The organism is Roseomonas alba, from assembly GCF_019430885.1.
GTDB lineage: Bacteria > Pseudomonadota > Alphaproteobacteria > Acetobacterales > Acetobacteraceae > Neoroseomonas > Neoroseomonas alba.
In genome coordinates this window covers 377,629-399,330 of sequence record NZ_JAHYBZ010000002.1, presented here as the reverse complement: position 1 = coordinate 399,330, position 21,702 = coordinate 377,629, and the positions used below count along the sequence as shown (strand labels likewise).

Sequence of the window (21,702 nt, the reverse complement as noted above, 5' to 3'; positions counted from 1 at the left end):
GACTTTCGTGCCCGGCTCCAACTCAAGGTGTCCAGAGGCCTTTCGGCCTTTGGCGGGGTGAGGTTTGGAGAGGGGCAGAGCTCCTCTCCAACGGCAACAGCACGCGATGATCAACCGACCGCAGCGCGCACCCACTCCGCCCAGGACAGTGTCGCGGCGTCATCCCCGATACGACCCACGAGCTGCACGCCGAGCGGCAGCCCTTTCGGCCCGAACCCCGCCGGCACCGTCACGCACGGCCCGTGCAACAGCGTCCACAGGCTGTTGAAGGCCGGATCGCCGGTCCAGCCCAATCCTTCCGGCGCCTCGCCGGGGGCCGAGGGACACAGCACCGCGTCGAAGCCTTCGATCGCGCCGGGCAGCGCCGCACGGGCGGCGGCGAAGGCGGCGCGGCCCTCGACCAGCTTCGCGCGCGGCTGGGCGGCGCCCCATTCCATCCGCTCCCGCAGCGTCGGCGAGAGCTGGGCGCGCGCATGCGCCATCTCCCAGCCCAGCGCCTCGGCGGATTCCATGTTCATGACGTAGGCGTGCGCCTCATAGGCGGCCGTGACGGTCTCCGGCAGCACGATGGGCGTCACGGTTGCGCCGGCCTTGCGGCAGGCCTCCGCCACGCGCTCGAACAGCGCGAGCGTTTCAGGCGCGGCCTGGTCGGCGGTCGGTCCCATGACCAGCGCCAGCCGCGGCGCGCGCGGCGCCTTCACAGTGGGTTCGCCGTAGTCGAGCCCGCTCATCGCCCCCATCGCCAGCGCGCAATCCGCCGTGCTGCGTGCCATGACGCCGATGGTGTCGAGCGCCTCGCTCATCACCTTCATCCCCGCCCGGTGCAGCGTGCCGTAGGACGGCTTGAACCCCACCACGCCGCAGAAGGCCGCCGGCCGGATGATGCTGCCCGCCGTCTGCGTCCCGAAGGCGAGCGGGAAGAACCCCGCCCCTACACCGGCGGCTGAGCCCGAGGACGACCCGCCCGGCGTATGCTTCGGGTTCACCGGATTGGCCGTCAGCCCCGGATGCCGTGTCGCGAATTCCGTGGTCACGGTCTTGCCGATCACCACCGCCCCGGCGGCCCGGGCCGAGGCCACGCAGGCCGCGTCCGAACGCGGCCGATGCCCCGCCCAGATCGGCGATCCGTATTGAGACGGCATGTCAGCCGTGTCGATCACATCCTTGACACCAATGGGCATTCCAGCGAGCGGCCCGTTCGGCACCGCCGCCCGCCGCACGGTCGCCGCATCGAACCAGGCGAAGGCGCGGATCGTGCCCTCCCGCGCGGCGATGCGGTCGAGGCAGGCCTCAAGATAGTCGTTGGTGGTCAGGCGCCCGGCGCGGATGGCAGCCAGGGCCTCGGTGGCGGTCAGATCGGCAGTCTCGGTCATGGCCACCATCACGGCGCCGGGAGGGCAAGGCGTCAAGACAGGAGGGGGCTCGCACAGACGTGCATGCGCCCACCAGCTCCCCGATGCCGAACGCGCACGCAATGGGAAGTCCCCCTGCCGGCGCCATGCGCCAGGCCAGACCATGACGCAGGCCATTTCCGTGCAAGCGTCATCTGCCGGGGCCTGTATCAAACCACGCGTCATGCCAGGATGCGTGCCTCCGCCGCGCCGCCAGGCTTCCGCCTGGCCCGCGGCGAGGGGCCGGGACTGCCGCCAAAGCTCGGGCATTCGACATTGGCTGCTCCCGGGATGCCGGCAGGGGGATGGATCTGATGCGACGCTTCTTCGGAATACCGATCCCGGACACCGTCCAGGGCCCCTCCCCGCGCGACGCCATGCTGCGCGCCTTCGGGCAACTGCGCCCGCAACCCAGCCCAAGCCCCATGATCCGCATCGGTGACGGGCGCGATGGCACCTATCTCCTGCCCGACGACCTCGATGGAATCGCCGCCTGCTTTTCGCCCGGCGTCAACAACCTCAAGACCTTCGAGGATATGCTGGTCGACCAGCACGGCATCGCCTGCCACATGTGCGACTTCTCGTGCGATATCGAGACGTTCCGCACACCGCTGCGCGAGGGTCGCCAGACTTTCCTCAAGAAGTGGCTGGATGTCACGCGGCGCGACGACGCCATCACCCTCGACGACTGGGTCGACGGGCTCGAACCGCAGGGCGACCTGCTGCTTCAGATGGATATCGAGGGGGCGGAATACCGCAACCTCCTCGCCGTCTCGGACCGCACGCTGCAGCGGTTCCGCATCATCGTGCTGGAACTGCACGGCCTCGGCAGCATCCGGGATGCCGCCATCCTGGGGACGGCGATCGGGCCCATGCTGGACCGCCTCGCCGCCCATTTCGTCGCGGTGCACGTGCATCCGAACAATGCCGGAGGCGCCTACCGCATCGCCGGCACGCGCATCGACATGCCCCATGTGCTCGAAGTGACCTTCCTCCGCCGCGATCGGCTCCGGGCCCCTCTCATTCCCCCGGCCCTGCCGCATCCCCTCGACATCGGCCGCTGCGTGGGCCGCATGCCGCCACTGATCCTCGGGGAGGCCTGGTTCGACGGCCCGCGCCCCCTCGAATCGCGGATCAAGGTGCTCGAGGAGCAGATGGAGGGCATGCTGGCGCACGGCCTGCCGCAGCGCACGCAGACCGTCGCCACGACGATGACGCTGCTTCAAAAGAGCCTCGACACGCTCGCGCACCGCTTCACGCCACCCGCGGATCCTCAGACCCTCGCGGAGGTGGCCGAGGGGTGTGCCTACACGCTCACCTCCAGCAGGCCCGGCAAGCCGCTGCGAGGCATCGTCGCAGCGCATGCGGGCAGCATCATGGAGACCCAGCCCTGGCCGAACCAGTCGGTCCGGATCGACCTGGGGGCCATCCGCACGGTCCGGCGCATCGTCATCACACCGCCCCGAGGCCTTCCCGCGCCGCTCCTCTTCGCCGTGCTCGCGATGGAGGAGGACGAGGCTGATGCCGCGACCTTCCCCCTCCCGCCGCTCCCCGACCCGCGACAGGGCTGCGCCGTCGACCTTCCGCCGACGCAGGCGCGCCATCTGCGCATCGTCTCGCCCACCGAAGCGGGTCTTCGCATCGCGGCGCTCAAGATCCAGGCGCTGGCGGAACACGCCTCGCCAGAGCCGGATGAGTGACGCCCACCGCTGGTATCGCGCCGCCAACGCCCCATCTGGACCCTATGCCACCGCCCATCGAGGTCCTGCGCGCCCCTGACGGCGTGCTGGCCTACGCGATTCCCCAATCGCCCGAGAGCCTGCCGCCGGTCACGCCGCGCGACCTCGAATTCGCGTGGGACCGCGCACGCGACGCCGCGACGGCCGAACGCTGGGGCCCCCCGCGCCGCCTGCTGTTCCGACGGGAGGACGGCACGGCGCAGGAAATGGTGCTCGCCGACGCCGATGCGGCCTGCTGGGCGGAAGCGGTGGACGGCATGCTTGGCCTCGGCACGCTCGCCGGCCTGTCGCTCTGCCTGCGGCTGCTTGCCCTGGTCGAGGTGATGTCGCGGGCGCGCTGGCTGATGGGGCTCTACAGCATGACGTCGCATGGGATCGAGTTGCATCCGGAACTGCTGCGCGCCGCGGCCGCAATGCCCCTGGACGCCGCGGCGCGGTTCGACGAAACGGGGTTGAGGCGCCTATTGTCGCGCACGATTCCTTCCGGAGCTTCCGCACCATGACTCGCGTCCCCCGGCTGACCGTCCTCGCCGCACTGCTGCTCGGGGCGTGCGCCAATGCGGATGCGCCGAGCTCGCTGCGGGCCGCCACCGCCGGCGCCGGGCAGGACAGCATCCTGCGCCAGCGCTGCGAAGCCGAAGCGGAGCGCGTCGTCCTGTTCCGCGACCGCGGTCAGGCCGTCCGCAACGACGACGCCATGTTCATGACGGACGCGACCAACAACATCCCCACGCTGCGCGTCCAATCGGACGCCTACAACCAGCGTTCGCGGCGTGAGGAACTGGTGCGGGAATGCATCCGCTCCGCCCAGGCCGGACCTCAGCCGGTCGACGCGGCGCCATCATCCACCACCACCCGCGGGCGGAGGACGAACTGACGGCGCGGCACGCCGCGCCGTGGCATCCCTCTCGACGCTGACGCGGGCCCTTTCGCACCGCAACGCCAAGATCTTCTTCGGGGCCTCGCTCATGGCCTGGACCGGGCTGTGGATGCACCGCATCGCGGTGTCCTGGCTCGCCTGGGAACTGACCGGCAGCGCGTTCTGGGTGGGCGTCGTCGCCTTCTGCGACCTCGCCCCCGCCGTGTTGGTGAGCCCCCTGGCCGGTGCCGTGGCCGACCGCGCCGACCGGGTGCGCATGACCATGATCAGCCAGACCGTGATCGGGCTGAACGCGGCGCTGAACGCGACCCTGGTCGCCACCGGCCTGATGAGCATCGGCACGCTGCTGGTGCTGGAGACGGTCAGCGGCACCGCTGCCTCCTTCGCCCAGCCGGCGCGGCAGTCGCTGATGCCGGGGCTGGTGCCCCGCGCCGACCTGCCGGCGGCGGTGGCGCTGAACTCGCTGACCTTCAACGTGGCACGCTTCGTGGGTCCGGCGCTCGCCGCGCCGATCATCGCCATTGCCGGGGTGTGGCCGGCGATCGCCTGCAATGCCCTGGCCTATCTGGTCGCGACCACCACCACGCCGATGCTGAAGATCACGGCGGAGGCGCGGCGCGGCCACCCCGCCACCGGGTCCCTGTTCGGCGAGATGATCGAGGGCCTGACCTACGCGGCGCGCCATCCGGGGCTCGGGCCGATCCTCGGCTTCGCGGCGGTGTCCGCCATCCTGCTGCGTGGCGTGCAGGAGATCCTGCCGCCCTTCGTCGAGCGCATCTTCGGACGCGGGGCGGAATCGCTCGCGCTGCTGACGGCGTCCTTCGGGGTCGGGGCGCTGATCGCGGGCCTCGCCATCGCGGCGCGCGGGCGGATCGCCGGCACGACCAGGCTCGCCGTCTATGGCGTGCTGATGCTGGCCCTCGCAACGGCGGGCTTCGCGGCGACGGGCTGGTTCGCCTTCGGCATCGCCTGCGCGGCGCTGATGGGCGCTGCGGGATCGGTGCACGGCATCAGCGTGCAGACGCTGGCGCAGAACGCCTCCGACCCATCCATGCGCGGGCGGGTGCTGAGCACCTGGGGGCTCATCACCCGCGCCTGCCCCGCCCTCGGCGCGCTGATGCTGGGCGCGAGCGGGGAGTTCTTCGGCCTGCGCTGGCCGACGCTGATCGCCGTGGCGCTTTCCCTGCTCGTGGTGGTCTGGGGCGTGATGCGCCTCGGCCGCATTGCCGAGGCGCTGGAAGGTCCCGGCATCGGCGCCTCCGGGCGCTGAACACCCCCCTTCCCCATGCCGCCATGCAATGGCATGGCGAAGTCGGATCCCAAGGAGCGTGAGATGCTGAACACCGCCATCATCGGCATGGGCCGCTGGGGCCAGACCCTGGTGAACAGCGTGCAGGGCCGCAACGACGCGGGACTGCGCTTCGTCGCCGGCTGCACCGGCCGGCCGGAACGCGCCGCCGCCTGGGCCGCCGAGAAGGGCATCCGCATCCTGCCCGATTTCGATGCCGTGCTCGCCGATCCCGAGGTGCAGGCGGTCGCCATCGCCTCCCCGCACGGCATGCACGCTGCCCAGGTCATGGCTGCGGCGCGGGCCGGCAAGCATGTCTTCGTCGAGAAGCCCTTCACCATGACCAAGGCCTCGGCCGTGGCTGCCGTCGCGGCCTGCCGCGCCGCGGGCGTGGTGATGGCGCTCGGCCATAATCGTCGCTTCCTGCCCGCGGTCGCGGAAATGAAGGCGATGCTTGCCGATGGGCGTCTCGGCACGCTGCTGCATGTCGAGGGCCAGTTCAGCGGCCCCGGCGCGATCGCCTACAAGCCCGGCATGTGGCGCGCCGATCCAAAGGAGAGCCCGCTCGGCGGCATGGGGGGCATGGGCATCCACATGGTGGACATGTTCATCCACCTCGCCGGCCGCATCGCCGAGGTCACGGTGCAGTCGCGTGCGCTCGCCATAGACAATGGGCTCGACGACACCACGGCGGGGCTGTTCCGCTTCGCGAGCGGTGCCACGGCGAATTTCGCGACCCTTGCCTATGCGCCGCGGATGTGGCGCGTCGGGCTGTTCGGCACGGATGCCTGGGCGGTGCTGCACGGCCACGAAAATCTGATCGTCTGCACGCGCGACGGCACGCCGGAGGAACGCGTCTTCCCCGCCACCGACATCGAGGCCGCGGAACTCACCGCCTTCGCCGCGGCCGTCGCCGGCGGACCCGCCTATCCGCTGCCGGTCGAGGACGCGATCCACTCCGTTGCGGTCTATGAGGCGATGATCGGCGCCGCCGCGTCCGGCAGCACCTACGCGGTGGCGTGACGGCGTACGGATCGTCACTTCGCGTCGGCGCGGCGCGGCGATAGGGTTCCTTCGCCGGATCCGGAGGGACCCATGCTCCCGCGCCGCCTTCTGCCATTCGCCGCGCTTTCGCTCGCCGCGCTGCGAAGCGGTGCGAGCCAGGCTTCCCCGGTCGCGGAACCGCCGCGCACAGGGCGAAACTGCGGCGATCCCGGCGGGCGCTTCATTGCCTGCGAGGCGATCCAGGACACGTTGCCGGCGCCGGCCTGGCCGCGCTGTCCGCTCTGCGGCGGCCGGCACCGGTCGTCCTGATCCCGCCCGCGGGGTCATTCCCGCGACCAGGAAGCTGTTCTAGAAGCGGCGCGCGCCACAGGCGCATCATCGCAAAGGAGCGGCCGGCATGAGCAAGATCACCCGCCAGGGCACCAACCAGATTCTTTCGACCTCGGTCGAGTACCACAACTTCGTCTATCTCGCGGGCATCACCGCCGACGACCTCTCCAAGGACATCAAGGGCCAGACGGCCGAGGTCCTGGCGAAGATCGACGCCGCCCTGGAAGCCAACGGCACCGACAACACCCGGCTGCTGACCGCCCAGATCTGGGTGAAGCACATCACCGACCGCGCCGCGATGAACGAGCTGTGGACCGCGTGGCTGCCGGCCGGCCAGGCGCCCTGCCGCGCCTGCGTGGAGGCCAACATGGCCGATCCGCGGCACCTCGTGGAGATCATGGTCACCGCCTGCCGCTGATCCGCGTGCCGGGCATGCAGCCCCACGCGCGATAGAATCGATGAAGCACAGGAAATGTTTCATCGACTCTACCAAAAACGCCCGACACATTGTGTCGGGCGTTGTTGTTTTGGGGCCACCACACTGTGTCACGACCCCAATTCTGCCGCATTCGAAGGAAATTAGTCCGCTTCTATCCAGGCTTGCTGTCCCGCGATCGCATAATCGTGCCGCGTGACGCAGGTCACGCCAGAGCCCGGTTGCAGGCCCCGACACCCATTGTTACCCCAGATTTCAGACGCGGGCCGCAAGGTCCGCCGGGGGTTTCTAAGCAGGGGGCACAGGGGGCATATGAAGGCACGGAAGGCGGCGATCGCGTTGGCGATCCTGTTGGGCGGTCTGGGACTGCCGACGCATGATGCCGAAGCCAGGGCGCCAGAAGCACGGCAAAAGCCCGCGACGCGAACAGCCTCCACAGCCCGGCCCACGGCCTCCCGGCCCACCGCGCACAGCACCGCCAACGCTACGGCCCGTGGGTCCAGCCAGCGTCAGAACGTTGTGAGCCGTGTGGCGGTTGCACGCCAGGGCACGGCCCGTCGCGGCGGTGGCCGCGGCTATGCCGCCGGTTATGGCGGCGGTATCTCCTGCGTGCCCTATGCGCGCCAGGCGACGGGCATGGCGATCAGCGGCAATGGCGGGCAGTGGTGGTACAACGCGGCGGGCGTCTACGCCCGCGGCAACCGGCCCGAGGTCGGTTCCATCCTCGCCTTCCCGGGCTCGGGCGGCATGCGCGCCGGCCACGTCGCGGTTGTGGAGCGCGTCGTTTCCTCCCGCGAAATCCTGATCCATCACGCCAACTGGGGCGGCCCGGGCATTCGCCGCGGTTCCATCATGCGCGGCGTGTCGGTCGTCGACGCCTCGCCGAACAACGATTGGTCGCAGGTGCGCGTCCAGGTCGGCTACAGCAACGAGAATTACGGACGCACCTATGCGGTGCAGGGCTTCATTCACAACCGGCCCGACGCGACCGGCGGCATGATGCTGGCCGGTACCGGGCTGCGCGGTGGCACAGCCCAGGCGTCGGCCCAGAGCTTTGAAGAAGTGGCCGAGGCGCCAGTGACCCGGCGCAGCGCCCGCCGCTGATCTTTGCCCCTCCCCTGTCTTTCGAAGGGCCGTCCCGCAAGGGGCGGCCCTTTCGCATTCGGGCATCCTGAGGCAAGACACGGGGGCGCAGCAGGAGGCTGGACCATGCATGAGCACAGGACCGACGGTGCCGAGCTGATCTTCCTGCAGGATGGCGGTGCCATTCCCAACAATCCGCGCCTGCCAGTGCTCCTGCATCGTGGCGCGGTACCCGAGGGCCAGCCCGAAGCCGCCGAGAGCCTGTTCCGCAGCCATGGCTGGCGCCCTGCCTGGCGCAACGGCATCCACGACTGGCACCACTACCATTCCAATGCGCATGAGGCGCTCGCCATCGTGTCCGGCGCGGTGCGGGTGCAACTCGGTGGCGAGGCCGGGGTGCAGGTGGATCTGCATGCCGGCGACGTGGTGGTGCTGCCGGCCGGGACCGGGCACAGGAACCTCGGTGCGGGGGTGCGGTTGCTGGTGGTGGGGGCCTATCCCGAGGGGGCCGCGCCGCCGGACCAGCTGCATGGCGCGCCGGAAGAAAGCGAGCGGGCGCGGCACGCCATCGCCGCGGTGGCGGACCCGGCGCGGGATCCGGTGACGGGCGGGGCGTATCCACTGCGGTGAAGGCGCTGTTGGAGGGGCTTTGCCCCTCCAGGCCTCCCCACCAAAGGCCACAGGGCCTTTGGAAACCTTGACCTGGCGCCGTGCGCCACTGACGGAATGGCGCCGAAACGCGCACTTGCGCCCGAAGCGCGCCGGACGGGCGCTGTGGATCCGCCCTGCCCTGCGCCGACAGATGGCGGTCCAGGGCCTCCAGGCACCAGGGGCACTCATGGACGTTGCATGGCGACGCCCGTCGGACCCCAACGTCGGGGTCGTCCGGAGGGGCGGTGCCCCTCCGGTTTCGGACCGTGGCTGTCGTGACCGCCCGCGCCACCCTGTGAGGGGCGCGGGCGGTCTCCTACTCACGCCGCGTCGGCCGTCAGTACGATGCGGCCGACCACCTTGCCGTCCTTCAGGCGGTTCAGCGCGGCATTGGCCTGGTTCAGCGGCATGTTGGTGATGGGGATGGCCGGCAGCTTGCCCGACTGGGCGATGCCGACGAGTTCCCGCAGCTCCTTCACATTGCCGACGTAGCTGCCCTGGATGGTGAGGGCGCGAATGGGCATCAGCGGCAGCGGGATGTTCATCTCGCCGCCGAAGAGGCCGACCTGCACCAGCTTGCCGCCCTTGCGCAGGGCATCGAAGGCGAAGCGCGCGGTGTCGGTGCCGTTCACCAGATCGATGATGGCGCCGACCGCGCCGCCGGCCGTGTCGATGATCTTCTTCGCGGTGTCGGGGCCGTCGGCGAGGACGGTGTCGGACGCGCCTTCGGTCTTCGCGGCGTCCAGCTTTGCCTGGCTGACATCGACGACGACGATGCGCTTGTGGCCCTTCGCCTTCAGCACCGCGATGGCGTTCATGCCGAGGCCGCCGGCGCCGACCACGACGATCGGCTCATCCGGCGGCATCGGCATCACCTTGTTGATGGCGCTGAACACCGTGATGCCGGAACAGGCGTAGGTCGCGGCCAGCGACGGGTCCAGATTGCCCAGCGGCACCAGGTGACGCGGCTCGGGCGCGACGACGTGGGTCGCGTAGCCGCCATTCTGATAGACGCCGAGCGAGGCCGGCTTGACCCGGCACATATTGTCCTCATCCGCCAGGCATTCGGCGCATTTGCCGCAGCCGACCCAGGGGAAGACGATCATGTGGTCGCCGACCTTGAGGCCCGCAGAATTGGCCTCGGGGCCCCATTTCAGGACCTTGCCGACGATCTCGTGGCCCATGGCGAGCGGCAGGACGACGCCGCGGTCGGTCAGCTTCATCTTGCCGCGGGAACCGAGGTCGTACTCGCCTTCCCAGATGTGCAGGTCGGAATGGCAGACGCCGGCATGGGTGATTTCGAGCAGCACCTGCTTGCCGGTGGGTTCCGGCGTCGGCAGTTCGAGTTCCTTGAGCGGCTTGCCGGTTTCGACGACGGACCAGGCGCGCATGACGATTCCTCCGGTTGAGTTTCCCGTGGGTGGCATCGGACCAAGGGGCGGGGCCGCGGTCAAGGCGGGGCCAGACGGCGCGGGATGCGCTTCACCCCGCCGCACATCCGATGCAGCGCCATCAGAGCACGGATGGCGAGGTTTCGGCCGCGCTTCTGCATGTCCGGCCGGAATGCGAGTTCCAGGGGGAAGCGGCGGATCGTTTCGGACAGATCGGGGTTCGGGACCATGTGGGGCGGTCCCTTCAGGGCGGAGAGGAAGCCGAGACGGCGAATGAGCACGATGAAGCGCAGGCCGAGGATGCGGGTCGCGCGGCGGCAGGCGCGGCAGATCCAGTGTTCGAGGGCGCGGAGGTGATCGGGGATGGAGCGCTCGGCAAGGGCGGCGAGCAGGCGCTGCCAGAGGCCTTCATGCGTCAGGCGGCGGAAGAAGCGGGAGATGGTGTCGGGGCGGCCGTATTCGGCAGGGAGCAGGCGCCAGGGGTCGTTGGTGGCGGCAATACGGAAGATGGCGTCCATGCGGGCGCGGAGGTCGGCGATGCGCGGGCCCGGGCGGGAGGCGGCGCGGGTGAGATAGGGTTCGAGGCAGGTCCATTCGGCGTCGGAGAGCGGGGACCAGGGGCGCGGGGTGGTGAGGTGAGTGGCGGGGGGCATGGGGGGCGGTCCGGAGCGGGGATATAGAACATAACAAGAACAATGGCCGCAACGCGAGGGAAATCGGGGATGGTGGGGCCCGGTCAGCGCTCGATGGCAGCCGTTAGGCTGCGAGCCATGCTTGGGTCGTGCGGGTCCGAACGGAGACGTACGGAGCGGCTATTCGTCTCGGCACGCTGGCGCATGGTGAGGGCGAAAGGCGCGCTCGGCAGCTATGCGCTCAACTCGGTCATATGGTGTGCATGCGTAGTCCACCGTAAGCGGACATGCCCACTAAGCTGCCGATCAGCCGCGATGTTGAAGAACCGGAATGCCCGGTTTGGGATCACAATGTGGGGCATTATCCGAACAAATGTACTCGCTCGATCAGCCGAACATGCGCGCAAAAAACGAAGTCCTGAAGCCACATCCGTACACAATGTAAATGGATATGACTCAACTACCGACGCGCCCAGCCTTCTGCCATTCTAAAATCTTCAGATCATTGATGTAATCCTTGAGTGGCGCCGCCCACATTTGAGCGATGTCAAGATCGGAGAAATCGATTCCGTTTTCCCGCGCTGCGTATGCATCCATCGCCATTTTTCTACCTATAGGCCAGTTTTTATCTAGCACTGATAAGCAAAATTCTTGATTTTCGGTACCATGTGTGAGCGAAATAACAGTATTACGGACAATTTGCCAGTGCCGTTGCTCAGAAGCTTCTTTTCCTGAATAGATCGAGGTGCCGAAATCGCAAAACTTCATTCTGAGTACGGTGTCGTGTTTTGTCTTCTTTTCCTCGAACACCAGGACATTTTTCATGTGGGCGTCGCCATGTCTCGTTGATTCGGTAGTAGTATGTACGATGGAGTTCAAATAGACCTCTGCCAGCTGAATCCGTAGTATTGGGCCAGAATTCTCCTGATACCATTTAAGCGTCTTACCTGCCACATATTCCATGGTGGCAATCAACGCTCCGCCAAATTCTTGGGCACTGTAAACTGTCACCGCAAATTGTGGTGACGCGCGCGCAAGTTTCTGAGCCTCACGTAGGCCCTGTTCGATCTTATTGCGGAAATCGCGCGAACTGCGCGAACGCCATACCTTTACGGCTTCTTCTCTCTGGAGGATCGTATTTACTGCCTGGTATACGACGCCGTTGGCGCCGGCGCCAAGCTCGGCTAGGATCTTGTAGTTTTTGAACTCTAAATCGCCAACGATCAAGCGATTTCCTTCTATTCGACATTCTGGTTGCGTGCGCATTATTAACTGGTCCTACCACTTCGCTGAAAGCGTTCATCCACCACGATGATGCCGTCAATAGTTAGGATCGGCCCCACGACCAAAGCCGACGCTGGTGTCCCCTATTCGGAAAGACCGCTCGGAGGATCGAGCGTCCGATATGGCTCGATAGTAGCCGACGCCATCTGGAGGATCAGTGTCCGGCTTTGTGTCTGCCGGCCGGATAGCCGACAGTCTGCAATCGGCCAAGTTCCGCCGTTCCAAGGCTTCACTCAGACGGCGACCGACACGAACGTCCCGCCGAGGATAGCTGGCGCGGTCTATCCCACAGCGCGATGGCCGTCATTTCGCCCCGCTAGAGTCCTACGATCCGCCCTCCCCACCCGCGCCCCATCCCAACAGCCCGAAGGTCCAGGAAACTGAGTTTCCTGGCGGGGTCCAGGGGCAGAGCCCCTGGAATCACCCCCTACCCCATCAGTGCACCGCCCCCTGCACCGGATCGCTGATCAGCGACTCATACGCCCCCATCAGATCCCGCACCTGCGGCGGGGCCGACAGCCGCTGCACCGTCGCCTGCGGCCCCAACGGGAACACGTTCCGCGGCAGGGCGCGGGCCAGGGCGGCCTGGTCGTTCGCGTCGATCGCTCGGGCGGCCGCGGCCAGGCCGTTGATCACCGCCTGGGCTGGGGCGCGTTCCGGGATGCCGAGCGCGCGGCGCGCTTCCCAGCGCGATTGCTGGAGGCCGTTCAGGCCGACGCTGCTCGCGCGCTGCCAGCGCGGGTTGTTGGGCAGGTTGTCGGCGAGCCATTCGAGCTCGGCGATGGCCCGCGCGGCCGCGGCGGGCTGGTTGGGCTGCGGGTTGCGGAAGAAGCCCACGACCTCCCGCCCGACGCCGAGCACCGGCTGGCTCGTCGCGGCGGCCGTGCCGACGCCGGCCGGCAAGGTTGGCGAGGGCGCCTGCGGGGCGCAGGCGGCGGCGAGCAGAAGCAGCGCGAGAGCGGAATGACGGCGCATGGGGTTCCTCCGATCGGATGACGGGAGCAGGCGGTCCTGCCGGAGGGGAAGGCTATCATGCGGCGCAGGGCTGGGTGCCCGTGTGGCGACCGGGCTTAGTTCAAACGCCCGACAAATCCCACCACGGCGCGAATGGCCGCCCCGGACGGGTCGTTGAGCACGGCGGGGTGGGCCGCGCCGGGGAGCATGAGAAGCTGCGCCCGGGGCGCGGCCGCCGCCATGCGGCGGGCGTGGTCGGGCGGGGTCAGGCGGTCCTCGGCGCTGGCCACCAGCAGGATGGGCGCGGCGATGGCGGGAAGGTGCGCGAGGCTCTCGAAGCGGTGGCGCAGCAGCAGGCGGGCGGGCAGCCAGGGATAGGTCGCGGCGGCGAGGTCGGCGACCGAGGTGAAGGGGCTTTCGAGGATCAGGCCGGCAATGTCCTCGCGCCCCGCGGCGAGGCGGGTGACGACGGCGGTGCCGAGGCTCTCGCCCCACAGCACCAGTTTGGCATCGGGGAAGGTTTGGCGCAGCCAGGCGAGGATCGCGGCGGCGTCGGTGGCGAAGGCGGCTTCGCCGGGGCGGCCGGGGGTGCCGCCATAGCCTCGGTATTCTGCAAGAACAACGGTGTATCCGGCATTTCTGAGAATGTAGCTCAGATCGGTGCGGTCCCCGGCATTGCCACCATTGCCGTGGAAATGCAGCAGGATGGGGCGATCGGGCGCGCCGCGGGCGACCAGGGCGGCGAGGTCGGTGCCGTCGGGCGAGCGGACCGTCACGCGGTCCCAGCCGGGTGGCGCGGTGATCTCGCGCGCGTCGGGGAAGAAGATCAGGCGCTCCTGTCCCAGCCAGAGCGCGATGCCGAGCAGCAGGGGCAACGCGGCCAGGATGGCCAGGGCGCTCAGCATCCGGGGGCGCATCGCCTCACGGTGGCTGACAGGGCTGCGATCCGGCGGCGAGGCCCGCCAGCGCCCCCACCCCGGCGCCGATTGCGGCACCTCGACCGGCATCGGCGCTGAAGGATCCGGCGGCGGCGCCGATCCCGGCCCCGATCGCGGCGCCATAGGCCGCGCCGGCCGCGGGGTCGTCGCAGACGGGTGTGACCGGCACCGGCACGGCGACCGGCTGCACCACGACGCAGCCGGCGAGCGGAAGCAGGAGGAGCAGGCGGATCATGCCGCGATCCTCCCGCGCCATTCGGGCGGGACCAAGGCCGTGAGCCGTCGAAGCCCGGCCTTGTTCCTTTGGGGGAATTGCCCGGTCCGGCGTTGCCGCCCGGCGGGCGCGGGCCTGCAGCGGTGCCGGCCTCCGGCGGGGGTCGCGAGCCGGGCACGCGCCTTGGCTGTCGCTGGCCAGCCGATCCGCGGCGTTCGCTGGCGATCCAGCGGACGCCACGGGCGGGACGTCAGCGGCGCACCCCGCCGATCCCCATCGGGGACGGGCCGGCGGCAAGCGCCCAATAGGCCTGCATCACGTCCGGCAGGGACGGCGGCTGGGCCAGGACGCGCACGGTGCCCTGGGGACCGAGGGTGAAGACGTTGCGCGGCAGCGCGCGGGCCAGCGCCGCCTGGTCGTTGGCGCTGATGGCCGTGGCCGCGGCGGCCAGGCCGTTGACGACCGCCTGGGCCGGCGCGCTCTGTGGGATGCCGAGGGCGCGGCGGGCCGTCCAGCGCGATTCGATAAGGCTGTTGATGCCGACGTCGGAGGCCGTCATCCAGCGCGGGTTGTTGGGCAGGGTGTCGGCGAGCCATTCGAGCTCGGCGATGGCGCGGGCGGCGGCGGCCGGCTGGTTCGGCTGCGGGTCGCGGTAGAAGGCCACGACCTCCTGCCCCACCACGACGATCGGGTCGCGGCCGACGGCCGCGGTGGAACCGCCGAGGCTCTGGGGAAGATTCGGCGGCGGGCCCTCGGGGGCGCAGGCGGCGACGGTCAGTGCCAGAAGAAGGGCGGAACGGCGGATCATGGCTTCCCTCCGGGGATCGCAAGAATCACAGCATAGCAATCGCGACACCGCTCGCCGATCCGCCAGCGAGCGCATGGCGTGCTTTTTTGCCGAGCACTTTCGCCTGATCGGACAGGGCTTCCCGTCCGACCAGGGGGGGCCCGGGGCGGCTCAGCGCCGCCGGGGGCCCTGCGGGCCGCCCGCCAGCGACCAATAGGCCTGCATGACCGAAGGCACCGAAGGCGGCTGCGACAGGCGCTGCACCGTCTCCTGCGGCCCCAGCGTGAAGACGTTGCGCGGCAGGGCGCGGGCCAGGGCGGCCTGGTCATTCGCCTCGATCGCCTGCGACGCGGCGGCGAGGCCGCTGACCACGGCCTGGGCCGGGGCGCGCTGCGGGATGCCGAGGGCGCTGCGGGCCTCCCAGCGGGCCTGCTGGAGCTCGTTGAGGCCGGTCGCGCTCGCGGTCATCCAGCGCGGGTTGCGCGGCAGGGTGTCGGCCAGCCATTCGAGTTCGGCGATGGCGCGGGCGGCGGCGGCAGGCTGGTTCGCCTGCGGACTGCGGAAGAAGCCGACGACGCTCTGGCCGACCACGACCACGGGATCGCGGCCCACGGCGGCCTCGGAGCCGCCAAGGCTTTGCGGGAGGCTCGGCGGCGGGCCCTGCGGGGCGCAGGCGGCGACGGTGAGCGATAGCATGAGGATGGAGCGGTGAATCATGGCTTTCCCTCCGGCTTGAGGTGGGAGGTGTAGCATGCGGCCGGTCGATTGCTGCTCAGCCATAGCCCGCCTGCCGCAATTTATCGCCGAGCACCTTCACCTGGACGGCAAGGGCGGCGCTTTCCTGTTCGCGCAGGCGGCTGCGCAGGTCGCGGGCAGAGGCCTCCATCTCCCGCAGCAGGGTCGGCAGGCCCGGCGGGACCTCGGCGCCGGCGGACAGGCGTGCGGCGATGCGTTCCAGGCCATCGAGGTTCACCCCGAGGAAGCGGCGTGCTTCCTCGAGACGCTCGGGCCGACGTTCGAATTCGTCCAGCACGGCGCCGATGGCGACGGCGACGGGAACGAGGCGGGGTTCGGGGACGCGGCGGGCGGTTTCGATCACGAGCACCAGACGAGCGCGGGCGTCGTCGAGCGGGCCTGGCGGCAGAGGCGCGGTGGGGGGTGGAAGTGGCACGACCTCGGTGACGCCGGTGTAGAGCAGCCTCGTGCCGCCCCAGGCGCCGGCGCCGAGCAGCAGCGCGGCGACGGGACCGGCCTCGGCGGCGAGGAAGGCGACGAGCGCGGCGGCGGCCCCCATCGCCCCGGCGGCGAGTTGCGCATCCCCTGCCCTGCCGCGGCGCATCAGCCAGGTCGCGATCATCGGCAGCGCGATGCCGAGCACGCAGCCGAGCAGCGCCCATTCGCGCCCGGCGAAGAGATTGACCAGCGTCGCCGGCAGCAGCGGCAGCACGGTGAAGGGCAGCAGCCAGCGGCGCCAGAAGGCGGAGATCATCGCTGCACCAGCGCGAAGATGGCGCGGAACAGCGCCAGTAGCCCGGCGATCCACATGGTGCCGCCGAGCAGGAAGAAGCCGAGCATCCGCGTGCCGAGCGGCGGCGGCGTGGTCGGCGGCGCGACATAGGGCGCGTTGCGGGGATCGCTCACGAGGCCTTAGATCGCCCAGGGGAAGCGCCGCTTCAAGCGGTGCGGCCAGGGAAGGGACGCCGAATGGAACGGATTGCGGTGGTGGGCGCGGGGCTGATCGGCAGCGCCTGGGCCATGGTCTTCGCGCGGGCGGGGCATGCGGTGCGGATCTGGGATCCGGCGCCGGGCGCGAGCGAGGCGGCGATGGGCGTGGTGCGGGCGCGGCTGGCCGACCTGCATGCGGCGGGGCTGATCGCCGAGGCGCCGGATGTCGTCGCGGCGCGCGTGACCGTCGCCGATACGCTGGAAGACTGCCTGGAAGGCGCGGCCCATGTGCAGGAGAACGGGCCCGAACGCGTCGAGGTGAAGCGGGAGACCTTCGCGAAGCTCGATGCGCTGGCCGGGCCGGATGTGGTGCTGGCGTCCTCGACCTCCGGCATTCCGGCGAGCGCCTTCACCGAAGAACTGGCCGGGCGGGCGCGGTGCCTCGTCGCGCATCCGGTGAACCCGCCCTATCTCGTGCCGCTGGTCGAGCTGGTGGGCGCACCCTGGACCGACCCGGCGGTGGTGGCGCGGACGCGGGACCTGATGGCGCGCGTCGGCCAGGTGCCGGTGACCGCGATGAAGGAAACGCGCGGCTTCGTGCTGAACCGCTTGCAGGCCGCGCTGGTGGCGGAGGCCTTCCGGCTCGTGCGCGACGGGGTGATGTCGGTCGAGGATGTCGATGCCTGCGTGAAGGAAGGGCTCGGCCTGCGCTGGTCCTTCATGGGGCCGTTCGAGACCATCGACCTCAACGCGCCGGGCGGCGTGGCGGATTACGTCACGCGCTTCGGGCCGCTGATGGGCGGGATCACCGAGGAGCAGACGCCCTATGGCTACGACGCGCCGACCGTCGCGCGGGTGACCGAGGCACGGCGCGGGGCGCTGGTGCAGGATGGGATCGGCGAGCGGTCGGCTTGGCGGGACCGGCGGCTGATGGCGCTCGCCGCACACAAGCGGTCGCAGCCGGTGTGACCGGACGGGCTGGATCACGGGCGGGGTCGCGCGCGATGATCGGCACCCTCGCGCAACGGAGTCGTGGATGAAGCGTATCCTGCCCGTGCTGTTCCTGCTGCTCGGCCTGGGGCTGCTCGCCGGATCGGGCTTCGCGGTCTGGAAGGAGTTGCAGTTCCGCAACGGCGCAGTCGAGGCCGACGGACAGATCGTCGAGATGCTGGCCCGTTCGAGCCGGCGCGACGGGCGGACCAGCACCAGCTACCTGCCGGTCTTCGTCTTCTCCCTGCCCGACGGCACGAAGCGGCGGGTCGAGGGCGGAGTGTCGTCGAACCCGCCCTGCTGCACGGTGGGCGAGCGGGTGCGCGTACGCTACCGCCCGGACACGCCGGAGCAGGCGCAAATGACCGGCTTCATGGAGAGTTGGTTCGTCGCGACGCTGCTCGGCGCCATGGGGCTGGTGTTCACCCTGGTCGGCAGCGTGGTCTGGGGCGCGATGCGCCGGGGTGGCGGCGCCGCGGCGATGGCCGGCGCAACGCCGATGACGATGGGCGGCGCTTCGCCGATGGGCATGCCGGTTCAGGGGCCAGCAAATGCCATGACCTTCCAGGTGCCTCTGGCGGGGCTGCGGCGGGTGCAGGGGCCGGGCGGGATGCAATGGATCGTCCAGGCGCGCTGGTCGGACCCGCGCAGCGGCGTGACGCGGCTGTTCGAGAGCCTCCCCCTGCCCTTCGACCCCGTGCCGCAGATGCGGACGATGTCGAGCGTCGCGGTTACCTTCGATCCGGGCGACCCGCACAGCCCCTATGCCTTCGACCTGTCCTTCCTGCGGGCGCCGGGCACCGGCCAAACGGGTGCTGTGGTGCGGAATGGCACCTGAAAGGGCCCTGTTCCGGCCTGGGGCCATGCGGCCGGCGCCCGTTCCGCGCCGGCCACGGTCAGTAGGGAAAGCCTACAACTCCTGATCGTCGCCGTGGCAGTCGGAGGGGCGGCATCACCCGTTCCGCGGCACGCGCGTTCAGTCGACACGGACGCCAGAGGTCTCGGCAACATGCCGCCACTTCCCCGATTCGCTCGCGACAAAGGCCGCGAATTCCGCCGGCGTGGTCGCGGATGCCTCGGCACCCTGGGCGGCGAGGCCGTTGCGCACCTCCGGCGCCTCAGAGGCCCGCCGCGCAGCGTCGTTCAGCCGCGCGGCGACCGGCCCCGGCAGCCCCGCCGGGCCAATCAGGCAGTACCAATTGTCCGCGAGCAATTCGGGGAAGCCCAGTTCCCCTGTCGTCGGCAGGCCGGGCAGCGCCGGGCTGCGCCGTGCGCTCGCCATTACCAGGGCGGTCAGCGTGCCGCCGCGGATATGCGGCAACAGCACGGGAAGATCGGCGAACAGCAGCTGGATCTGGCCGCCAACGAGGTCGGTCACCGCAGGTGCGGCGCCGCGATAGGGCACGACCACCACGTCGAGGCCGGTCTGCGCCTTGAAGAGTTCCGCGGTGAGATGCGACAGGCCCGCGGCGCCCGCGGTGCCGATATTGAGCTGGCCGGGCCGGCGGCGCGCCAGGTCCAGCAATTCGGGCAGCGTCCTGACGCCAAGAGCGGGACTTGCGACGAGTGCCTCCGGCACGCGCGTGACGATACTGATCAGCGTCATGTCGTCCGGTACCTTGTAGGGCACGTTGGCGCTGACATACGGACTGATGACGAGGGAGCCACCATTGGTGATGACCAGCGTGTAGCCGTCGGGATCCGCGCGCACCGCGGCATCGGTGCCGACGACGCCACCACCACCCGCGCGGTTCTCGACCACGACCGACTGGCCCAGCAGCGCGGTCAGCTGCGGTGCGTAGAGCCGGGCGATGATGTCGTTCGGCCCGCCGGGTGGGAAGGGCACGATCAGGCGAATGGGCCGGGTTGGCCACGCCTGTGCCCGGGCGGGCGCGGCGGCAAGCATGGCCGCCACTGCCGGCGTGGAAAGCAATAATCCGCGACGTTCCATGATACGCGCCTCCCTGGCTTTTTTTGTGCCGAGGATTGACGCCGGTCCGGCATCGGGCCGCAAGCGTTGAGTTGCGCTGCCGATCCGTTTCGGGCCGGCGATGCTGCGGCCGGCAGGCGCGACAGCGGCATGAGGGGCATGGGCGTCGATGCCCGGTGGGCTCCCGGCTGGTCTTCCTGCGGGTCAGGCGGGCGGCCTGAGGAGGGCCGGCGCCGGCGCGGCCGCTGCGGCGGGGGCGATCAGGCCTGGAGGAAGCCGACGCGGTCATCCTCGAACACGCCGCAGGTGAGCGGACCGCCAGACCAGGCGGCGGTGTCGAGGCAGATGCGGTTGTCCCGCATCACCGGCTGGAAGCCCGCCGTGTGCCCATGGACGACGACCATGCCGTGGTCGCGCTCGGAGCCCAGGAAGTCATGGCGGATACGCAGAAGGTCCTCGCGTGACTGATCTTCCAGCGCGATGCCCGGGCGGATGCCGGCGTGGACGAAGAGGTAGCCGCCTTCCTGGTGATGCAGATGCAGCCGGCGGAGGAAGCGCATCTGTGCGGCGGTGAAGTGCTCGGGCCAGGCTTCCTTCGGCGCATCGGCGGCGACACCCCAGGAATCGAGCGTCGCCCTGCCCCCGCCCCAGAGCCAGTCGGCCGCCGCGGCGCCGTCGCCGTCGAGGGCGGCCAGCATGGTCTCCTCGTGATTGCCGGTGAGGTTCAGCATATCGAGGCCGGGGACCGGGTCCTCCCCGATCAGGTAGTCCACCACCGCGCGGGACTGGTCGCCTTTGTCCACATAGTCGCCGAGATGCAGCAGCAGCGCCGAGGCGACCGGCCGTGCCTTCATGTCCGCCGCGATGCGGCCATGCAGGTCGCGCAGCCGGGCATAGGTGCCGTGGATGTCGCCGATGACATAGAGGCGGCGGCCGCGCGGCAGGGCGGCCGGGGCAAGGCGGAACTCGATCATGCCGTCAGGTTTACGTCCTGTCGGCGCGCGGGTCCAAGGCGTCCCGCAGCCCGTCGCCCATCAGGTTGAAGGCCAGCACGACCACCATGATGGTCAGACCGGGGAAGATCGACAGCCAGGGCGCCTGGGTCAGGAAGCGCTGGGAGGCGTTGAGCATCGACCCCCAGGACGGGTTCGGCGGCTGCTGACCGAGGCCGAGGAAGGACAGCGCGGCCTCGGCGATGATGGCTTCCGCGATGGCGAGCGTCGCCTGCACCAGCAGCGGCGGGATGATGTTCGGCAGCACATGGACGAAGGCGGTGCGCCAGGCGGGATTGCCGAGTGCACGCGCGGCCTCGATCCAATCCGTGGATTTCGCGTCCAGCGCCATGCCGCGGGACAGGCGCACGAAGACCGGGCTCGCGGTGATGGCGATGGCGAGCATGGCGTTTTCCAGCGCCGGCCCCAGGAAGGCCGCGAGCGCGATGGCCAGGATCAGGAAGGGCACCGACAACATGGCATCGGCGATGCGCGAGATGATCGCATCCGTCCATCCGCCGGCGAGCCCCGCCACCAGCCCGAGCGGCACGCCGATGATCATCGCCCCCATCACCGAGACGACGCCCGCCATCATCGAGGCGCGCGCGCCCCAGACGACACGGGAGAAGACGTCGCGCCCATTCTCATCCGTGCCGAACCAGAAATCGAGCGAGGGCGGCTTGCGGATGCGCGTCCAGGAAGTCTGCAACGGGTCATAGGGCGCGATCAGCGGGGCGAAGATCGCGACGAGGATGAACAACACCACGACGACCAGGCCGAAGACGGCGAGGCGGTGACGGAGGAAGCGCTTGACGGCGCGGCGGGTGGGGCTTTCGCCGAGGACGGCGGCGCTCATGGGGCGGTTCCTCGGATGGGGCCTTGCCCCCTCCGAACCTCTCCCACCACGGGTATCGAATGGTGTTGCAACGCAACGCCATTGGGAGCCCGCATAGGCCACTGGGCCTTTGGAAACCCTGATTCCGCCCTGATTGGGGGCCCGTGCGATGCCGCGGGGTCCTCAAGGCACCGGGCGAGACGCGACAGCGCAGGGTTGAACATGCGCTGCGTGCCCAACACCAGGTATCGGTTTCCAAAGGCCCTGTGGCCTTTGGCGGGGTGAGG

The 21,702-nt window shown here is 69.7% G+C and carries 25 protein-coding genes; 11 read left to right on the top strand and 14 right to left on the bottom strand.

Going from position 1 to position 21,702, the window contains the following annotated elements:
* Positions 1-110: 110 nt before the first annotated feature.
* On the bottom strand, positions 111-1,373 hold the full coding sequence (locus KPL78_RS06375) for an amidase (RefSeq protein WP_219762080.1): 1,263 nt from the start codon (positions 1,371-1,373) through the stop codon (positions 111-113).
* 332 nt (positions 1,374-1,705) lie between these two features.
* Between KPL78_RS06375 and KPL78_RS06370 the strand changes: the two genes are divergently transcribed.
* The 9 genes from KPL78_RS06370 (at position 1,706) to KPL78_RS06330 (ending at position 8,782) form a co-directional block, all read left to right on the top strand.
* Positions 1,706-3,091 carry an FkbM family methyltransferase gene (locus tag KPL78_RS06370; protein ID WP_219762079.1) on the top strand — a complete coding sequence of 462 codons (1,386 nt, stop codon included), beginning with the start codon at positions 1,706-1,708 and terminating at the stop codon, positions 3,089-3,091.
* Positions 3,092-3,135: 44 nt separating this feature from the next.
* The gene (locus KPL78_RS06365; RefSeq protein WP_255568678.1) at positions 3,136-3,633 is read left to right on the top strand and encodes a hypothetical protein; all 498 of its coding nucleotides are present in this window, start codon (positions 3,136-3,138) and stop codon (positions 3,631-3,633) included.
* Positions 3,630-4,007 (top strand): hypothetical protein, encoded by a 378-nt coding sequence (locus tag KPL78_RS06360; RefSeq protein ID WP_219762078.1) that lies wholly within the window; start codon positions 3,630-3,632, stop codon positions 4,005-4,007. Before KPL78_RS06365 ends, KPL78_RS06360 begins: the two co-directional genes overlap by 4 nt.
* A 19-nt stretch (positions 4,008-4,026) precedes the next feature.
* Complete coding sequence (locus KPL78_RS06355) at positions 4,027-5,280, top strand: MFS transporter (protein ID WP_369412650.1); 1,254 nt, start codon at positions 4,027-4,029, stop codon at positions 5,278-5,280.
* A 63-nt stretch (positions 5,281-5,343) separates the two neighbouring features.
* A complete protein-coding gene (locus tag KPL78_RS06350; RefSeq protein ID WP_219762077.1) occupies positions 5,344-6,321 on the top strand; it encodes a Gfo/Idh/MocA family protein in 978 nt (325 codons plus the stop codon).
* A gap of 72 nt (positions 6,322-6,393) precedes the next feature.
* Positions 6,394-6,612: a hypothetical protein gene (locus KPL78_RS06345; RefSeq protein ID WP_219762076.1), complete on the top strand. Its 219-nt coding sequence runs from the start codon at positions 6,394-6,396 to the stop codon at positions 6,610-6,612.
* 88 nt (positions 6,613-6,700) lie between these two features.
* Positions 6,701-7,051: a RidA family protein gene (locus tag KPL78_RS06340; RefSeq protein ID WP_219762075.1), complete on the top strand. Its 351-nt coding sequence runs from the start codon at positions 6,701-6,703 to the stop codon at positions 7,049-7,051.
* 546 nt (positions 7,052-7,597) lie between these two features.
* Positions 7,598-8,173 carry a CHAP domain-containing protein gene (locus tag KPL78_RS06335; RefSeq protein ID WP_369412649.1) on the top strand — a complete coding sequence of 192 codons (576 nt, stop codon included), beginning with the start codon at positions 7,598-7,600 and terminating at the stop codon, positions 8,171-8,173.
* A 105-nt stretch (positions 8,174-8,278) separates the two neighbouring features.
* Positions 8,279-8,782: a cupin domain-containing protein gene (locus KPL78_RS06330; RefSeq protein ID WP_219762073.1), complete on the top strand. Its 504-nt coding sequence runs from the start codon at positions 8,279-8,281 to the stop codon at positions 8,780-8,782.
* Between the two features lie 341 nt (positions 8,783-9,123).
* Here KPL78_RS06330 and KPL78_RS06325 read toward each other — a convergent pair whose 3' ends face one another.
* The 10 genes from KPL78_RS06325 to KPL78_RS06280 form a co-directional block, all read right to left on the bottom strand.
* The gene (locus tag KPL78_RS06325) at positions 9,124-10,194 is read right to left on the bottom strand and encodes an alcohol dehydrogenase (RefSeq protein WP_219762072.1); all 1,071 of its coding nucleotides are present in this window, start codon (positions 10,192-10,194) and stop codon (positions 9,124-9,126) included.
* Positions 10,195-10,253: 59 nt separating this feature from the next.
* Positions 10,254-10,847 carry a transposase gene (locus KPL78_RS06320; RefSeq protein WP_219762071.1) on the bottom strand — a complete coding sequence of 198 codons (594 nt, stop codon included), beginning with the start codon at positions 10,845-10,847 and terminating at the stop codon, positions 10,254-10,256.
* A gap of 435 nt (positions 10,848-11,282) precedes the next feature.
* On the bottom strand, positions 11,283-12,053 hold the full coding sequence (locus KPL78_RS06315; protein ID WP_219762070.1) for a protein kinase domain-containing protein: 771 nt from the start codon (positions 12,051-12,053) through the stop codon (positions 11,283-11,285).
* Positions 12,054-12,545: 492 nt separating this feature from the next.
* Complete coding sequence (locus tag KPL78_RS06310) at positions 12,546-13,085, bottom strand: hypothetical protein (protein WP_219762069.1); 540 nt, start codon at positions 13,083-13,085, stop codon at positions 12,546-12,548.
* A gap of 95 nt (positions 13,086-13,180) precedes the next feature.
* A complete protein-coding gene (locus KPL78_RS06305; protein ID WP_219762068.1) occupies positions 13,181-13,969 on the bottom strand; it encodes an alpha/beta hydrolase in 789 nt (262 codons plus the stop codon).
* Positions 13,970-13,985: 16 nt separating this feature from the next.
* Entirely contained in the window at positions 13,986-14,237 is a 252-nt protein-coding gene (locus KPL78_RS06300) for a YMGG-like glycine zipper-containing protein (protein ID WP_219762067.1), read from the bottom strand.
* Between the two features lie 229 nt (positions 14,238-14,466).
* Complete coding sequence (locus tag KPL78_RS06295) at positions 14,467-15,024, bottom strand: hypothetical protein (RefSeq protein ID WP_219762066.1); 558 nt, start codon at positions 15,022-15,024, stop codon at positions 14,467-14,469.
* Positions 15,025-15,174: 150 nt separating this feature from the next.
* Complete coding sequence (locus KPL78_RS06290) at positions 15,175-15,720, bottom strand: hypothetical protein (protein WP_219762065.1); 546 nt, start codon at positions 15,718-15,720, stop codon at positions 15,175-15,177.
* A 55-nt stretch (positions 15,721-15,775) separates the two neighbouring features.
* Positions 15,776-16,492 (bottom strand): hypothetical protein, encoded by a 717-nt coding sequence (locus tag KPL78_RS06285; protein WP_219762064.1) that lies wholly within the window; start codon positions 16,490-16,492, stop codon positions 15,776-15,778.
* Positions 16,489-16,644, bottom strand: coding sequence for a hypothetical protein (locus tag KPL78_RS06280; RefSeq protein ID WP_219762063.1), 156 nt, complete (start codon positions 16,642-16,644; stop codon positions 16,489-16,491). The genes KPL78_RS06285 and KPL78_RS06280 overlap by 4 nt, the downstream gene beginning before the upstream one ends.
* Positions 16,645-16,707: 63 nt before the next feature.
* On the opposite strand from KPL78_RS06280, the gene KPL78_RS06275 reads away from it, so the two are divergent.
* Entirely contained in the window at positions 16,708-17,637 is a 930-nt protein-coding gene (locus KPL78_RS06275) for a 3-hydroxyacyl-CoA dehydrogenase (RefSeq protein ID WP_219762062.1), read from the top strand.
* Between the two features lie 67 nt (positions 17,638-17,704).
* A complete protein-coding gene (locus KPL78_RS06270; protein ID WP_219762061.1) occupies positions 17,705-18,496 on the top strand; it encodes a DUF3592 domain-containing protein in 792 nt (263 codons plus the stop codon).
* 138 nt (positions 18,497-18,634) lie between these two features.
* Here KPL78_RS06270 and KPL78_RS06265 read toward each other — a convergent pair whose 3' ends face one another.
* The 3 genes from KPL78_RS06265 to KPL78_RS06255 all read right to left on the bottom strand — a co-directional run bounded on the left by KPL78_RS06265 (position 18,635) and on the right by KPL78_RS06255 (position 21,436).
* Entirely contained in the window at positions 18,635-19,609 is a 975-nt protein-coding gene (locus tag KPL78_RS06265; protein ID WP_219762060.1) for a Bug family tripartite tricarboxylate transporter substrate binding protein, read from the bottom strand.
* Between the two features lie 239 nt (positions 19,610-19,848).
* Positions 19,849-20,562, bottom strand: a complete 714-nt coding sequence (locus KPL78_RS06260; protein WP_219762059.1) for a metallophosphoesterase — start codon at positions 20,560-20,562, stop codon at positions 19,849-19,851.
* Between the two features lie 10 nt (positions 20,563-20,572).
* Positions 20,573-21,436 carry an ABC transporter permease gene (locus tag KPL78_RS06255; RefSeq protein ID WP_219762058.1) on the bottom strand — a complete coding sequence of 288 codons (864 nt, stop codon included), beginning with the start codon at positions 21,434-21,436 and terminating at the stop codon, positions 20,573-20,575.
* Positions 21,437-21,702: the final 266 nt, after the last annotated feature.

Bases quoted from the DNA above. Each gene is read 5' to 3' on its own strand.
- KPL78_RS06305 (WP_219762068.1), bottom strand. From the start codon at position 13,969: ATGCTGAGCGCCCTGGCCATCCTGGCCGCGTTGCCCCTGCTGCTCGGC.
- KPL78_RS06310 (WP_219762069.1), bottom strand. From the start codon at position 13,085: ATGCGCCGTCATTCCGCTCTCGCGCTGCTTCTGCTCGCCGCCGCCTGC.
- KPL78_RS06345 (WP_219762076.1), top strand. From the start codon at position 6,394: ATGCTCCCGCGCCGCCTTCTGCCATTCGCCGCGCTTTCGCTCGCCGCG.
- KPL78_RS06360 (WP_219762078.1), top strand. From the start codon at position 3,630: ATGACTCGCGTCCCCCGGCTGACCGTCCTCGCCGCACTGCTGCTCGGG.
- KPL78_RS06320 (WP_219762071.1), bottom strand. From the start codon at position 10,847: ATGCCCCCCGCCACTCACCTCACCACCCCGCGCCCCTGGTCCCCGCTC.
- KPL78_RS06365 (WP_255568678.1), top strand. From the start codon at position 3,136: ATGCCACCGCCCATCGAGGTCCTGCGCGCCCCTGACGGCGTGCTGGCC.
- KPL78_RS06300 (WP_219762067.1), bottom strand. From the start codon at position 14,237: ATGATCCGCCTGCTCCTCCTGCTTCCGCTCGCCGGCTGCGTCGTGGTG.
- KPL78_RS06330 (WP_219762073.1), top strand. From the start codon at position 8,279: ATGCATGAGCACAGGACCGACGGTGCCGAGCTGATCTTCCTGCAGGAT.
- KPL78_RS06290 (WP_219762065.1), bottom strand. From the start codon at position 15,720: ATGATTCACCGCTCCATCCTCATGCTATCGCTCACCGTCGCCGCCTGC.
- KPL78_RS06350 (WP_219762077.1), top strand. From the start codon at position 5,344: ATGCTGAACACCGCCATCATCGGCATGGGCCGCTGGGGCCAGACCCTG.
- KPL78_RS06255 (WP_219762058.1), bottom strand. From the start codon at position 21,436: ATGAGCGCCGCCGTCCTCGGCGAAAGCCCCACCCGCCGCGCCGTCAAG.
- KPL78_RS06275 (WP_219762062.1), top strand. From the start codon at position 16,708: ATGGAACGGATTGCGGTGGTGGGCGCGGGGCTGATCGGCAGCGCCTGG.
- KPL78_RS06375 (WP_219762080.1), bottom strand. From the start codon at position 1,373: ATGACCGAGACTGCCGATCTGACCGCCACCGAGGCCCTGGCTGCCATC.
- KPL78_RS06265 (WP_219762060.1), bottom strand. From the start codon at position 19,609: ATGGAACGTCGCGGATTATTGCTTTCCACGCCGGCAGTGGCGGCCATG.
- KPL78_RS06295 (WP_219762066.1), bottom strand. From the start codon at position 15,024: ATGATCCGCCGTTCCGCCCTTCTTCTGGCACTGACCGTCGCCGCCTGC.
- KPL78_RS06270 (WP_219762061.1), top strand. From the start codon at position 17,705: ATGAAGCGTATCCTGCCCGTGCTGTTCCTGCTGCTCGGCCTGGGGCTG.
- KPL78_RS06260 (WP_219762059.1), bottom strand. From the start codon at position 20,562: ATGATCGAGTTCCGCCTTGCCCCGGCCGCCCTGCCGCGCGGCCGCCGC.
- KPL78_RS06285 (WP_219762064.1), bottom strand. From the start codon at position 16,492: ATGATCTCCGCCTTCTGGCGCCGCTGGCTGCTGCCCTTCACCGTGCTG.
- KPL78_RS06325 (WP_219762072.1), bottom strand. From the start codon at position 10,194: ATGCGCGCCTGGTCCGTCGTCGAAACCGGCAAGCCGCTCAAGGAACTC.
- KPL78_RS06340 (WP_219762075.1), top strand. From the start codon at position 6,701: ATGAGCAAGATCACCCGCCAGGGCACCAACCAGATTCTTTCGACCTCG.
- KPL78_RS06370 (WP_219762079.1), top strand. From the start codon at position 1,706: ATGCGACGCTTCTTCGGAATACCGATCCCGGACACCGTCCAGGGCCCC.